Annotated in this window: 11 protein-coding genes; 3 read left to right on the forward strand and 8 right to left on the reverse strand. The window is 37.5% G+C overall.

The window, feature by feature from the left end; genetic code table 11:
• Positions 1 to 31 precede the first annotated feature (31 nt).
• Positions 32 to 1,276: a NupC/NupG family nucleoside CNT transporter gene (locus tag ACEWK1_RS06715; RefSeq protein ID WP_212135618.1), complete on the reverse strand. Its 1,245-nt coding sequence runs from the start codon at positions 1,274 to 1,276 to the stop codon at positions 32 to 34.
• 322 nt (positions 1,277 to 1,598) lie between these two features.
• Between ACEWK1_RS06715 and ACEWK1_RS06720 the strand changes: the two genes are divergently transcribed.
• On the forward strand, positions 1,599 to 2,360 hold the full coding sequence (locus ACEWK1_RS06720) for a TrmB family transcriptional regulator (protein ID WP_212135616.1): 762 nt from the start codon (positions 1,599 to 1,601) through the stop codon (positions 2,358 to 2,360).
• Between the two features lie 35 nt (positions 2,361 to 2,395).
• Here the strand turns inward: ACEWK1_RS06720 and ACEWK1_RS06725 are convergent, their stop codons facing one another.
• From ACEWK1_RS06725 to ACEWK1_RS06735, 3 genes are read right to left on the reverse strand one after another with little or no spacing between them, the layout of a single operon-like run.
• A complete protein-coding gene (locus ACEWK1_RS06725; protein ID WP_212135614.1) occupies positions 2,396 to 3,679 on the reverse strand; it encodes an NCS2 family permease in 1,284 nt (427 codons plus the stop codon).
• 15 nt (positions 3,680 to 3,694) lie between these two features.
• A complete protein-coding gene (locus ACEWK1_RS06730) occupies positions 3,695 to 4,507 on the reverse strand; it encodes a purine-nucleoside phosphorylase (RefSeq protein WP_212135613.1) in 813 nt (270 codons plus the stop codon).
• A 17-nt stretch (positions 4,508 to 4,524) separates the two neighbouring features.
• Positions 4,525 to 5,832 carry an amidohydrolase family protein gene (locus ACEWK1_RS06735; protein ID WP_212135611.1) on the reverse strand — a complete coding sequence of 436 codons (1,308 nt, stop codon included), beginning with the start codon at positions 5,830 to 5,832 and terminating at the stop codon, positions 4,525 to 4,527.
• Between the two features lie 867 nt (positions 5,833 to 6,699).
• Here ACEWK1_RS06735 and ACEWK1_RS06740 point away from each other — a divergent pair.
• Complete coding sequence (locus ACEWK1_RS06740; protein ID WP_212135609.1) at positions 6,700 to 8,655, forward strand: methyl-accepting chemotaxis protein; 1,956 nt, start codon at positions 6,700 to 6,702, stop codon at positions 8,653 to 8,655.
• Positions 8,656 to 8,776: 121 nt separating this feature from the next.
• Here ACEWK1_RS06740 and ACEWK1_RS06745 read toward each other — a convergent pair whose 3' ends face one another.
• A complete protein-coding gene (locus ACEWK1_RS06745; protein ID WP_212135607.1) occupies positions 8,777 to 10,231 on the reverse strand; it encodes a phospholipase D family protein in 1,455 nt (484 codons plus the stop codon).
• A gap of 213 nt (positions 10,232 to 10,444) precedes the next feature.
• On the opposite strand from ACEWK1_RS06745, the gene ACEWK1_RS06750 reads away from it, so the two are divergent.
• Positions 10,445 to 10,618 carry a hypothetical protein gene (locus ACEWK1_RS06750; protein WP_212135605.1) on the forward strand — a complete coding sequence of 58 codons (174 nt, stop codon included), beginning with the start codon at positions 10,445 to 10,447 and terminating at the stop codon, positions 10,616 to 10,618.
• A 194-nt stretch (positions 10,619 to 10,812) separates the two neighbouring features.
• Here the strand turns inward: ACEWK1_RS06750 and ACEWK1_RS06755 are convergent, their stop codons facing one another.
• From ACEWK1_RS06755 to ACEWK1_RS06765, 3 genes are all read right to left on the reverse strand, one after another.
• Entirely contained in the window at positions 10,813 to 11,637 is an 825-nt protein-coding gene (locus ACEWK1_RS06755; RefSeq protein ID WP_212135603.1) for a carbohydrate ABC transporter permease, read from the reverse strand.
• Positions 11,634 to 12,386, reverse strand: coding sequence for a carbohydrate ABC transporter permease (locus ACEWK1_RS06760; protein WP_212135601.1), 753 nt, complete (start codon positions 12,384 to 12,386; stop codon positions 11,634 to 11,636). The genes ACEWK1_RS06755 and ACEWK1_RS06760 overlap by 4 nt, the downstream gene beginning before the upstream one ends.
• 74 nt (positions 12,387 to 12,460) lie before the next feature.
• Positions 12,461 to 13,741 (reverse strand): ABC transporter substrate-binding protein, encoded by a 1,281-nt coding sequence (locus ACEWK1_RS06765; protein WP_212135599.1) that lies wholly within the window; start codon positions 13,739 to 13,741, stop codon positions 12,461 to 12,463.
• Between the last annotated feature and the right edge of the window lie 24 nt (positions 13,742 to 13,765).

Consider the following 13,765-nt stretch of genomic DNA (forward strand, 5'->3'; position numbering starts at 1 on the left):
GGGACGAGGAACCTGTCCCCATGTCCCTTCCCTAAAACAACATCCCAGCGATCGCAGCACTTAAAAGTGATGCCAATGCTCCGGCGATAACACAGCGCACGCCTAGTTTAGCAATGTCTGGACGTCTACTTGGGGCAAGACCACCTAAGCCACCTAGAAGAATTGCAAGTGATCCGAAGTTTGCAAATCCACATAAAGCAAAGCTAATAACAATGTTTGTTTTATCTGATAAATTAGCCATTTCAGGTGTAAATGCTGCATATGCTACAAATTCGTTTAAGACAATTTTTTGTCCGATAAAGCTACCAGCTTGGAGTGCCTCTGCCCAAGGTACACCGATCATAAAAGCAATTGGAGCAAAAACCCAGCCTAATATCATTTCTAGAGAAAGTGATTCAAATCCGAACCAGCCACCTACTCCACCTAACATTCCGTTAACTAATGCTATTAACGCAATAAATGCAAGTAACATCGCACCAACATTTAGAGCTAGTCCTAATCCGTCAGATGCTCCTCGAGCTGCAGCATCAATAACATTTGCTGGTTCGTCCTCTTTATCATTAATTTCTTCAGATAAAGCTGATTCAGCTGTTGCAGCAGTTTGTGCTTCTACTGCATCTTTCGTTTCAGGAATCATGATTTTTGCCATGATTAAACCTGCAGGTGCAGCCATAAAGCTTGCTGCTAAAAGATATTCAAGTGGTACACCCATTAATGAATATCCAATTAAAACAGAACCTGCTACAGATGCAAGACCACCTGTCATAACAGCAAAAAGCTCTGATTGAGTCATTTTAGCAATATACGGACGAATGACTAATGGTGCTTCTGTTTGTCCAACAAAAATATTCGCTGCCGCTGACATTGATTCTGATTTACTTGTTCCTAATAACTTTGAAAGTCCACCACCAATGATTTTAACAACCCACTGCATAATTCCAACATAGTAAAGAACTGAAATTAGCGAAGAGAAGAAAATGATAACTGTCAAAACTTGAAAGGCAAAAATAAATCCGATCCCTTCATTTCCTATTAAACCACCAAATAAGAATGTTACACCTTCATTTGTGTAGCTCGTAATATCTTGTATCTTCGTAGATAACCAGTTAAGAGCTTTTTGCCCTAGTTCCCATTTCAAAACAATGAAAGCAAATAAAATTTGAATAGCAAGTCCACCTAAGACCGTACGATAGTTAATCGCTTTCTTATTGTTTGAGAATAAAAATGCAATTCCTAAAATAAAAACAATGCCCATAACTCCCCAAAGAAAATTCATTATGGATCCCCCCATATTATTAATTTAAATAAAACTGTAATCCCTTTCATTTCACAATATGTCAGATGTCCTACCTCTATTAATTACATAAAGTTACCACTCAGTTGGTAACCGCATACATAGAATACTATATTCGGATGTTGTTTGTCAAATGGGTGCCTGTCTAAATGGGTGCCTGTCACTTCCCGTAATTTGTCGATAAGTGACAGGCACCACCCGAAATATGTCGATCCTCAAACCCTCAGTAGCATAAAAGCTTCATTTAAATTATTATATTTAGTAGATAGTATGTACGAAAATGTGGTTTGTTATAGGAGGATGTATGTTACAGAAGTTTGGTTTTTCACAATATGAAAGTAGTGTTTATGAAGTTCTAGTATCTAGTGAGGAACCGATGGATGCTACTAGCATCGTTAAATATTCAGGTGTTCCAAAATCAAAGGTCTATGAAGTGATCTCACGCATGATCGAAAAAGGGATGATACTAGATTCTGTTTCAGAAAACAAAAAGTATTATACCGCGTTGCCATTATCACTTGCAATCGAAAAATTAAATACAGAATTTCAAAAAGATTTAAAACAGCTAGAAAACATCAATTTTCAAAAAAAGTCATATTATGATGAACATGTTTGGAGTTTGAAGGTTGATACCTCCATTCGTGCACAAAGCAAACAGCTTGTTCAAGACGCGAAGAGCTCTATTCGAATTTCAACATGGAATGAAGACCTTGAAGAGTATTTACCACTATTAATTGAAAAGGAAAAACAGGGACTAGATGTCGAGGTACTTGTAGTCGGCAGCATTGACACACCTCTATCAAATATTCATGCCCTTATTCCAGCAACCGAGCACCAGTCACTCGAACACTTTCGCTTAATTATTGTAGATGAAAAGGAAGTTATTTTCGCTGGTATGGAAGAGAATGCCTGGCAGGCCTTAAAAACCATGTCCAAACCATTTATTAAGATTTTTACAGAATTCTTCTACCATGATCTTGCACTAGCAAAAATTAATGAAAAGCATTATGATTTGCTAATGAGTGATCCTGATATAAAAAATACCCTAATGAAATTAAGGTATTAACAAGGAAAAAAACCACTGCAGAGTGGTTTTTTCTCCTAATGCAAAAGTAAAGCTGAAGCAACAACATTCAACAGAAACAGAGTTGAAATCACATAAATTAGAGGTGAAACCTGCCTCCATTTACCAATGGCGATTTTCACAATGGGATACACAATAAAGCCGAACGCCAATCCATCGGCAATACTCGATGTCATAGGTATACAAATAATAATTAAGAATGCCGGAAAACCCTCTGAAAGATCATGAAATGGAATGTCTTTCACTGACGACATCATAAGCGCCCCTATTAAAATCAACACAGGTGCCACGGCGTTTCCAGGGATTAGTTGAATCAAAGGCATAGCAAAGATTGATAACCCAAACAAAATAGCTGCCACAAAAGCAGGTATCCCCGTTCTTCCGCCTTCAGAAATTCCTGCCGCACTCTCAGCAGATGCGATTGTTGGACTTGTCCCAACTACACCTGAAGCAATTGTTGAAATCGCAACCGCTTTGTAAGCACGAGGAAATTTCTTCATATCAGGCAGCATTCCGCTAAGTAGCCCCATATTTTCAAATAAAACAATCATCGTCATTGAAAAAACAGCGATCCAGAATGGGATTTGTAGTAAATTCAATTCGCTTAATTGAAATAAATTGTTATTCGTTGTTTGGAAATCCACTATGCTACTATGATTTCCATCAGTAAGTGCAATTGTCATCACACTAGTCACAACAATTCCAATTAATAAACTACCTTTTACATTCCGAACAAATAGAATTAAAGTGATGATAATTCCTACGATTGTAGAGACTGTCACTGGACTATTCAATTGCCCAAGTGCCAACATGGTTGTTTCACTAGATTGGATGATTCCACCCTTTTGTAAGCCTATAAAAGTAAGAAATAGTCCTATTCCAACGGTAATTCCATGCTTTAAAGAAGTCGGAACCGATTCTAGTATTTTATGTCCATATGAAGACATGCTAACAATAAAGAAAAACAATCCTGACAAGACGATTACCAACATCCCTTGTTGAACGGAAAGCCCTAGTGATTGAACCATCGTATAGCTAAAAAAAGCATTAACTCCCATACCAGGAATCATAATAATTGGAGCATTCACCCATAAAGCCATTAGTAAACATCCTATAACGGAGGCTACAATGGTGGCAATGACCGATGCACCTAAAGGAATTCCGGCATCTTTTAAAATTAAAGGATTCGCCAATATGATATAAGCACATGTGAAAAATGACGTAAAACCTGCCATAACCTCCGTTTTAAAGGTGGTCTTATTTTCTGCAAGCTGAAAGTGTTGATTTATTCGTTGAAGCATCATTCATTCCCCCGTCTACAGCTCGCTGACAATTTCTTTTACTAGCAATAAAAATTGAGCTTTAATGTTCTCGGTTGTTTCCATGACCTCTTCATGTGTTAAAGAAACTTTGGAAATACCAGCTGCCATATTACTTATACATGAAATACCAAGCACCTCTAGCTCAGCGTGTCTAGCCACGATTACCTCTGGAACTGTTGACATTCCTACCGCATCTGCACCTAAAACACTTAAAAGTTTGATCTCAGCGGGCGTTTCATAGCTAGGTCCAAGCATACCAGCATAAACACCTTCTACCAGCTCTATATTTGTTTTTTCTGCAACAGTTTTTGCTAATTGTCTTAATCCTTTTGAATAGGCCTCAGACATATCCGGGAATCTTACGCCACCCTCGTTTGGACCGATTAAAGGATTTTGAGAGGTCATATTTATATGATCGTTAATGATCATTAAATCACCAGGTTTAAAATTAGGATTAATTCCTCCAGCAGCATTTGTCACAAGAAGCTGTGTAACCCCAAGTGCTTTCATGATCCGAATTGGATATGTAACAGAGTCAAGAGAATGACCTTCATAAAAATGAAAACGCCCTTGCATGGCGATGACTTTTTTCCCTTTTAACTCTCCGATCACTAAACGGCCTTGATGACCTAACACAGTTGACACAGGAAAATGTGGGATTTCATCATAGTTAATATAAGTTGCGTTATCAATTTCCTCTGCCAGTACTCCAAGTCCTGATCCTAAAACTAGTCCCACTGTTGGGGCAAACTTAATTTTTGATTCGATATATTCCTTTGTTTCTTGAATTCTTTCACTATTTTTCATTGCTTTCTCCCTCCAGATTAGCTAATAAGTTCTCTTTTCAAACGATTTGCTTCTGCCATTATTTTTTCTTCATCAATCGTTAAGCAGCTTCCCTCTTTCACGACTTGTTTGCCGTCAATATACACATCACAAACATCGCTTCCCTTAGCTGCGTATACTAAATGCGAATATGCCTCACTAACTGGTTGTAAATGGGCTTTGTCATAAGGATCAATCGTGATAAAGTCAGCTTTTTTTCCAACTTCTAAGGAACCTGTATGCTTCATTCCAATCGCTTCTGCTCCAATTCTTGTCGCTAAAGCTAATGTTTTCTCAGCAGGTAGCTTCGTTGCATCTTTATACATTCCTTTTTGCAGCAAAGCAGCAACTCTCATTTCCTCAAACATATCCAAGTTGTTGTTGGAAGCCGCACTATCAGTCGCAATTCCCACTTTGATATCTTTATCTAGCAGACTAACAATATCCGCAATCCCTGATCCTAGCTTCAAATTACTCATTGGATTATGAGCAACTCTTACATCATATTCTTTTAAAATGTCTCTTTCCTCATCATTAAGAACCACTCCATGTGCCATTACAGTAGGCTGATTAAATATCCCCAAGCCTCGAAGATATTCAACAGGACGGGCTCCGTATCGTTTTTCAATATCCAAAATTTCATAATCTGTTTCAGATACATGAATGTGGATCATTAACTCGTTTTCTGTGGCAATCCTAAGGCTTTCTGATAGAGCATCTGTTGTACACGAATAAGGACTGTGCGGTGAAACCATTGTCGTAAACCGTCCATCTGCGACAGTTTTATAAGCCTTTGCAAAACGCTCGGCTTCTACTAAATTGCTTTTTTGATCTTCGTGGGTGCCCATGCTAAAGATTGTATGAGAAAAAGCTCCTCGAATCCCTGTATTCACTATGGATTCCATTACCACATCAGAATCAATTCCATTCGGGTTAAACATATCCGAGAATGTTGTCGTTCCTGATTTTAGCATTTCTAGGATCCCAAGCTGAGCACTGACAGAAGCAATCTCAGTCGTATACCGCTGTTCAAGCGGCCATATTCTCGTCTCCAACCACGGCTTTAGCAGCATATCATCGCCACTACCGCGCAAAAGCGTCATTAAAATATGTGAATGAGCATTAACAAGGCCTGGCAGAACCCATTTTCCTTTTAGGTCAACGACTTGGTCAACATCAGCTAATTCCTGTTTACCTTTACCTATATAGGTAATTTGCTGATCTTCGGTAATCATCATGCCATTTTCATAGACTTGGTTATCATGATCTAAAGAAAAGAATGTGGCATTTTTATAAGCTGTTTTCATTCTATTGAAACCTCCTTTTGGTTTATTTCTTGTATCCGCTTCCTAAAACAATTAGGTTACCACTATAAAGGTAACCCGTTTACAATGTTAATAGATTACACGGCAAGTGCACTCGTTGTCAAGGGGACAGGTACCTTGTCCCGGTCCTTGAAATTGGGACGGAGGGACAGGTTTTCTGTCCCTCATCTCGGAACGGTGGTGATCAAAGAACCTATAAAAACAAGGAAGCCCACACGAGATTTCTCTCATATAAGCTTTTTCTTCATTTTTATAGATCTAAAGATGTGAGTGGGACGAGGAACCCTAGTCACACATCTCTTATGGTCCGAATTTATTCCTGCTGCAAAGCTAATTTAGAACTAAGAGCCTGAATTTGTGACTTTTAAAACGAAAAAGCAGCAAAATTAGCAAGAAAACAACGATCAAAAGGGTTCTCCGCATAAAGCAGACAGGTTTATCTTCGATTTTTGGCATTTTATCAACGATAAACAGACATTTATCTTCGATTATTTAGCTTTTATCTTCGATTCTGAGAATTTATCTTCGGTTATTTAGCTTTTATCTTCGATTAGACAATTTCCGACAAACCCCACACATCATTCAAGTTTTCTAGTATGCAAAAAAAAGCCCATGCAAGACTTCTCTCATATGACCCTTCTTCATCTTCCTATTATAGGATCTAAAAACGTGAGTGGGCCGTGGTGCCTGTCCCCTCGTCCCACCCACGGCCCCCGCTTTATAACTAGAAAAACTAGAATATTATGTCATAATCGACTTTTTTAAATTTAAAAAGTATTTTCCACCTTTATATATCCTGATTTTATCCGATATATAAACTAATATATTTCACAAAAAAAGGAGCAGCTTATGAAAATCAAACACAAATTGCTTATAGCTTTTGCCCTTATTCTTCTTATTCCTTCGCTTACTGTTGGTCTGTTATCATACAACAGTGCGAAAAAAGAGATTAGAGAGGAACTTTTAGCAACAGCAAAAGAAAATATTATTCTTTTAAATTCTAATATCAACAATACGATTGGACCGAAGATTCACGATGCTAGCTTTTTCTCTGAACAAATTAAATCAGAGATGTATGGAAATGGTAGTGAAAATTCAGTTGTTGCTCAGAAGCTTAATCAATATATTGGTCTTCATCCTGAGGTACAGGCTGTCTATATTGGAACAGTTGATGGAAAAATGATCACTTCTCCTAAACTAGAATTACCAAGTGATTATGATCCGCGAGACCGCCCTTGGTATCAAGACGCAGTGGAAAACAAGCAGGAAGTCGCAATTACTAGCCCTTATAAAGATGCAAGCTCTGGTGAAATGGTTGTGACCATTACAAAGTTCCTTAGTGACGGTTCAGGTGTAGTTGGAATTGATTTGAGTATCAGCAGGCTAGAAGAAACGGTTAAAGAATTAGTGATTGGTCAGAAAGGTTATGCGGTTTTACTGGATCCTAAGCAGAATTTCATTGTTCATCCTAATAACGAAACTGGAGAACCAGCGAAAGAAGAACATTATAGTGAGCTTTATAAAAAGGAATCTGGAAGTTTTAGTTATGTTTTAAATAACGATGACAAAGAATTGCATTTTGAGACGAACAAAGTAACAGGCTGGAAAGTAGCAGGTACATTCTTTACGAAGGAAATCAGTGATTCTGCACAGCCAATATTGGTTACCACAAGTATTGTCTTGGGCATTGCCGTCATTTTAGGTGGAATTGCAGTCGTCATTATTGTTTCCTCTATCACAAGAAGATTAAGTGATTTGCAGAAAAAGGCCAAGAAAATTGACGAAGGTGACCTTACGGAATCTATTGAAATAACCTCAAAAGATGAGATCGGTCAATTAGCGGCTTCCTTTAGTAATATGCAGACTAGTTTACGTAATCTTTTAATTAAATTAGGAGAAAATTCTACTCAGTTAGCTTCTTCTTCAGAACAATTAACCGCTAGCGCTGAACAAACTAGTCAAGGCGTAGACCAAGTTTCTTCTGCCATTATCGAGGTAGCAAGTAGTGCTGAAAGCCAAACAACAACTATTGATCGTAATGTTGAGGCTTTAAGTGAGATTTCAAAGGGCTCCTCATTGATCGCGTCAAATACGATCGCAGTAACAGAGTTAACAAAAGCCACTACTTCTAAAGCTGAGGAAGGTGAAGTGTCTGTTTCAAATACTGTTGGTCAGATGAAATCTATTTCAAAATCTGTAAACGAGTCAAATGAAATGATTCACTCTCTATCAAAACGCTCAAAAGAAATTGGTGTGATTCTTGAAGTAATCAAAGGTATTTCAGAGCAAACAAATCTATTAGCTTTAAATGCTTCAATTGAAGCAGCTAGAGCTGGAGATGCAGGAAAAGGCTTCGCCGTAGTTGCTGAAGAAGTTAAAAAGCTAGCCGCGCAATCTCAAGAATCTGCAAAACAAATTACTACCCTAATTAATGATATTCAGCACGATACGGATAACACCGTAAGTATTATGGTAAAAGTAACTGATGATGTAAAAGAAGGACTTTCTGTATCAGAAGAAGCTATTCAAAAATTCAAGGATATTCTATCAAGTATGAGAGATATCTCGCCACAGATAGAATCTATCTCTTCAACAGCACAGCAAATGTCCGCTAGTCTCCAAGAAGTTGAGGCATCAACAAACGTAATTGCTGACTCTGCAAAAAGCAATGCCGCAACAGCTGAAGAAGTTGCCGCAACAACAGAGGAACAACTTGCTTCAATGGAGGAAATATCAAGTTCTGCGCGATCACTTTCCGTTATGGCAGAGGATTTGCAGGGGCTTATTAAGAGTTATAAATACTAGGAATGGGTTCCTTATCACATATATAACTTAAACATACTTTAATCAGGGATCTTTCTTTAGGAAGATCCCTGTTCTTTCATATAAAAAAGACATGTAGTACACCCCACCAACCTTTCTTCCCCTAATAAGTAGTCATTTGAAAAACCTTTTGCACAATATACATCATGTATTTAAATACCGATAAACTGTTCTGATATTTTTCATACTCCACCGTGTAAGTGCCGTCTTCATTGGTCCAAATCCGATTAAAATAATCATCAACTTCCTTTATTAATTTGCTGTCTGTAGATGCTTTGATTTTTATACTTTCTTCTAAGTTATAGTCATCAAGATTGCGAGATGTATAATTGGTCGAGCCTCCTATCACAATTGATTCTTGTTGACTCTTTATGTAGATGAGCTTTGTGTGGTATTGCTCTTTATTCGTAGCGTACCAACGGATTTTAATATTTTCATAGTCAACATTCTGTAACTCTGCAGCAATAGGTAGATTCGGCAATCCAATTTTTTCTTGTCCAAAAGCATTTTGGTTAGGATCTAGGACGATGTTTATTTTTACTCTCCGTTTAGCTGCCTCCTCTATGCTAGTGATGATATCTCGGTCTGCCAAGTAAAACATGCCGATCCAAATTTCATCTTCTTTTTTGGCCTTTTTAATGCCTTGAACGACATGATCCTGTACCTTGCCTTCTGTAAGAATCTGAGCCTTTACTGTTAACCCTTCCTTTGAAGTTGTAGGCTGTATTCTCTCATCTAATTCTGCCTCTGTAGGAAATGCCTTTAAATTACCGCCCGAAAATTCAGCGATTGCTTTCTCCGCTTTTACCATATCCTTTAGGATTTCACCTTTTACTTTAAAGGCAATGTTGGAATGAAATCCGCTAGCATCATGAGGATTGGCAGATAGAATGAACCCAGCATCTTCTGAGATGACCACTTTTCTATGGTTTGCTTTGACGTTCAATAATTTTAAATAAGAACGAGCAGTTACATTTGGTGCGGAGCTTTCCATTGGATTTGGAAGCCAGCCAGATCCACCTTGTCCAAACCACTTAAATGCTGCTCTCCAAATACCAGAATAGATCAGATTAGGATCACGTAGTTTGTCTAAGTCTGTATAGATGACTTCAACTCCACTGTCCTTTAGTGGATCAATTTGCTGTGCTTTATGTGAGCCATATGTTGTATTAATTTCATCGGTAATAAAAATGACTTTTAGGTCAGGGTGCTTCTCTTTTTGTTTTTTGATAGATTCCATTAATTTTTCACTAAGCTTTGGGTATGGTCGTTTGTTGTCCGTATAGCCATTCACAAGGAAAAGATCAAGTATTAGAAAATGCTCGGCTTCTTCAATTGTTTTAAAAACTCTGTTGAAAATGGAGTGATCATGTACTTCTTCTCCTTCTTTTTGATAGGTGAGGTCATATAAAAACTCCACATCTTGTTGGGGAATTGTGTGTATTGTACCTTGATAGGAAATGCCGGGTGGAAGGGGTTTAATTCTGTGATAAATCATGATGGATGTTAGGATCATGACGATCATACCCGTTATGATCATCTTTTTCTTTTTGCTCATTGGGTTCCCTCGCATTGTTTTTTCTTTCTATACCCGTTTTGTTGAGTTGACAATCCCCGGAGCAGAAATACAATTGTAGTTCTTGCTTGTCTCGATAAAGCAGCTTTCACAAATTCCCCTTCTCCTCTCACCTTTTTTTAACTTCCTATTTTTAATTTCCATAACAAACCAACCACCTGTTGAATATAATGCTTAAAAAGGAGGAGGATCATCATGCTAATGGAGTTACTAATTTATATGATGATTGGGTTAGTCCTTTCGCTTTACAGATATAGAGGTATTACTCAATTTAAGGCGATTTTAACCATCTTTTTTTGGCCTCTTGTTTTATTACATTCTTACGTTGAGTTAGTTGAGAGAGTTAAATATAAAAATAGAAAACGTTAAGTAATTGGGACAAAGGACCTGTCCCTCTGTCCCACGGAGTGCGTAGGGACAGGTTCCCTGTCCCGTTTCAAAAGGGTTTTGTAGAAAGCAAAAAGCCCACGCAAGATTTCTCTCGCATGAGCTTTCTTCATCAACTTCTGGTTGGGACGAGGAACCTGTCCCCGCGGCCCCCCCACATGGAACCCCAAGTTCCTTTACTTAACCGCTCCATCCGAAATACCTTTAATAATATATTTCTGCAGAAACATATATACAATAATGATCGGGATAATGGCAATGACTAATGCGGCTAGGGCCAGATGCCATTGCTTTGAGTATTCACCAAAGAAGTAGAACATTTTTAGAGGAATGGTGTACATTCCGTCTTTGTTTATAACTAAAGAAGGTAATAGATAATCATTCCAAAACCAGATGGCATTTAACACAATAACAGTAACTGTTGTTGGTTTTAGCATTGGTAGAATGATATAACGATAAACTTGGAATCTATTGCAGCCATCAATTATTGCAGCCTCGTCTAGTGCCTGTGGTATTCCTCTTAGTGCACCAAAGTATAAAAAGACGGCGAGACTTGAGCCTAATCCTAAATACATAACCATTAACCCTGCTCGATTTAACATGTCTATTGCACCGAAAATAGATACGAGCGGAATCATGATTGATTGGAACGGAATCAGCATACAGATTGCAAAGATAAAGTAGATTGCTGAACTCATTTTTCCTTTTCTACGTGATAGAGCATACGCAGCCATTGACGTACAAATACAGATTAAAATGATACTTAACGTTGTAATTACAAGTGAGTTAAAGAAACTTTGAATAAATTCTAGAGCTACAAATGCCTCTGGGTAGTTTTCAAATGTTGCTTTAGTAGGGAATCCGAGAGTGTTGACGAAAATCTCGGATTTTGTTTTGAACGAGTTCACAATGACTAAGTAAAATGGATAAAACCAGAAGATCGACAGGACAAGCCCAAGCAAAATGAATCCATATGTTTTAGCTTTGTTTTGTGCAATCATAAATCAGTCTCGTAAATATTCATCGTTGCCATTTGTGTCGAGCTGAAGGGTCCTCCAGCTGTTAACGCCATGTTTTGGTCGTACACTTTAAATGCATTTGATAAGGATAAAAATAAACTAACCGTAAATGCTGGTGCCAGCAACGGAAATTTAATCTTCCAGAATCTTTGCCAAACATTCGCACCATCAATTGTTGAGGCCTCAATTAATTCATCTGGGATATTATTCAAAAACGAAATGTAAATAATCATGATATAACCGCTCATTTGCCAGACAAATAGAATGACTAATCCCCAGAAGCCTGTTTCTGTATCTGACAACCATCCTTTAAAAAATTCTAGGCCAGTTAAGTCAGCTATTCCTTCAAAAGCCTTTAGGAAGATAAACTGCCAAATGAAACCTAAAATAATACCACCAATTAAGTTCGGCATAAAAAAGATTGTTCGGAAAACCGTATTAAATTTCCCCATCTTTTGTGTAACAAATAAAGCTAAAAGTAATCCTATAATATTGATTCCAATAACAGAAGCAACGGAAAATCCACCAGTGAATAGGAGGCTATAAAGAAATTGGTCATCCTTGAATAAATTTATATAATTGTCCAAGCCAACAAATTCTGTTACTTCAAATCCGTTATATTCTGTAAAAGAATAATAAACACCTTGGAAAAAAGGAATGATTAAAACCATTGCTAATGCTAACAAACATGGTGCTAAAAAGATCCAATAGGTACTATTCCTCATTTTCATCTTGCTCACATCCCTTAAGAAAAAATAGTGAATGGAGGCAGATCAACATCTATACCTCCACTCAGTATTAGAAATTAGCGCATTTCTGTAAACTTAGAGCCTGTTGTCGCTGTGAAGTCATCCCAAGAAATATCGCCATTTAGGTATTTTTGATACTCTGGGAAAAAGGCTGTTGAACCGAAACCGTTTGGATATTGGTTGTGTGCCCAAACTCTTGCTTTCTCATCTAATAGCATTTGATAAACTTCTTTTGATACAGGATCTGAAATACTTGCGATATCATATCCATCATGTGCAGGGATGTATTTAAACTCCTCAACGATTTGTTGTTTTCCATAATCAGATGTATACATCCAGTCAATAAAATCCTTAGATGTTTCTACAACTTTTTCATCTTTTTCTTTATTAATCCCCCAGAACCAAGAAGGTCCAGCACTAATAAATCCTTCATCATCACCAGAAACATATAGTGGTAAAATGCCTAGCTTTTCTTGTGAAAACGTTGGGTCAATACTATCTAGTGAAGGAACAATCCAGTTTCCTTGGTGAATAATCGCCACTTTATCATTAATGAATAGCTCTTCCACACTCGTACTATAATCTAATGACAAAATAGGCTGAACATTATATTGATTCACTAAATCTGTATACTCTTTCATACGGTCACCGTATTTATAAGTAAGCTCAGTTGCTTCATATGCAACATTTAAATCATTTTCAAATTCAGGAGCTGAAAAATGATTTGAAAACTGACTTGTTACCCAATCTTCTTTTCCGCTAAAGCCAAATACAGCTTCTAAGCCAAGCTCTTCTTTTTTACTATCAATTGTTTCAACCGCTTTAACAAAATCATCATAACTAGCAATTGATGCAGGATCTACTCCAGCAGATTTAAATACTTCTTTATTAATCATCCAACCAAAGCCCTCAATATTTAACGGTATACCATATGGTGTCCCGTCAATCGTTGAGCCTTGTAACGTTCCATCAATTGCCGTTTTAGCTGATTCCATATCAGAGACATCTAAAAGATATTTTTGATATTTTTCTGCATCTGATAATCCACCTAATAAAAAGATCGCTGGTTCTTCATTTGAAGAGAATTTTGCTTGTAGAGCTGATGCCGCGTCCTGCCCACCACCTACTGTTGTTAGGCGAATATCTACGTTTTCATTTTCACTCTCGTATTTTTCAATCATCGATTCTAACTGATCTTTTGTTTCTACTTTTATGTTAAAAACATCAACGACTACATCACCGCCGCCTTCACCACCGCTGCTATTTGATGAACATCCAACTAATAATCCAGATAATAAAAGAGCTGTACCTAATCCTTTAATCACATTCTTTTTCATAGCCTACATTACCCCCAAATTTTT

The organism is Metabacillus sp. YM-086, assembly GCF_048059995.1.
GTDB lineage: Bacteria > Bacillota > Bacilli > Bacillales > Bacillaceae > Metabacillus > Metabacillus litoralis_B.

What these genes read in the sequence shown, in the direction of transcription:
- ACEWK1_RS06715 (WP_212135618.1), bottom strand. Translation starts at nt 1,276, where the DNA reads ATGAATTTTCTTTGGGGAGTTATGGGCATTGTTTTTATTTTAGGAATT.
- ACEWK1_RS06720 (WP_212135616.1), top strand. Translation starts at nt 1,599, where the DNA reads ATGTTACAGAAGTTTGGTTTTTCACAATATGAAAGTAGTGTTTATGAA.
- ACEWK1_RS06725 (WP_212135614.1), bottom strand. Translation starts at nt 3,679, where the DNA reads ATGCTTCAACGAATAAATCAACACTTTCAGCTTGCAGAAAATAAGACC.
- ACEWK1_RS06730 (WP_212135613.1), bottom strand. Translation starts at nt 4,507, where the DNA reads ATGAAAAATAGTGAAAGAATTCAAGAAACAAAGGAATATATCGAATCA.
- ACEWK1_RS06735 (WP_212135611.1), bottom strand. Translation starts at nt 5,832, where the DNA reads ATGAAAACAGCTTATAAAAATGCCACATTCTTTTCTTTAGATCATGAT.
- ACEWK1_RS06740 (WP_212135609.1), top strand. Translation starts at nt 6,700, where the DNA reads ATGAAAATCAAACACAAATTGCTTATAGCTTTTGCCCTTATTCTTCTT.
- ACEWK1_RS06745 (WP_212135607.1), bottom strand. Translation starts at nt 10,231, where the DNA reads ATGAGCAAAAAGAAAAAGATGATCATAACGGGTATGATCGTCATGATC.
- ACEWK1_RS06750 (WP_212135605.1), top strand. Translation starts at nt 10,445, where the DNA reads ATGCTAATGGAGTTACTAATTTATATGATGATTGGGTTAGTCCTTTCG.
- ACEWK1_RS06755 (WP_212135603.1), bottom strand. Translation starts at nt 11,637, where the DNA reads ATGATTGCACAAAACAAAGCTAAAACATATGGATTCATTTTGCTTGGG.
- ACEWK1_RS06760 (WP_212135601.1), bottom strand. Translation starts at nt 12,386, where the DNA reads ATGAAAATGAGGAATAGTACCTATTGGATCTTTTTAGCACCATGTTTG.
- ACEWK1_RS06765 (WP_212135599.1), bottom strand. Translation starts at nt 13,741, where the DNA reads ATGAAAAAGAATGTGATTAAAGGATTAGGTACAGCTCTTTTATTATCT.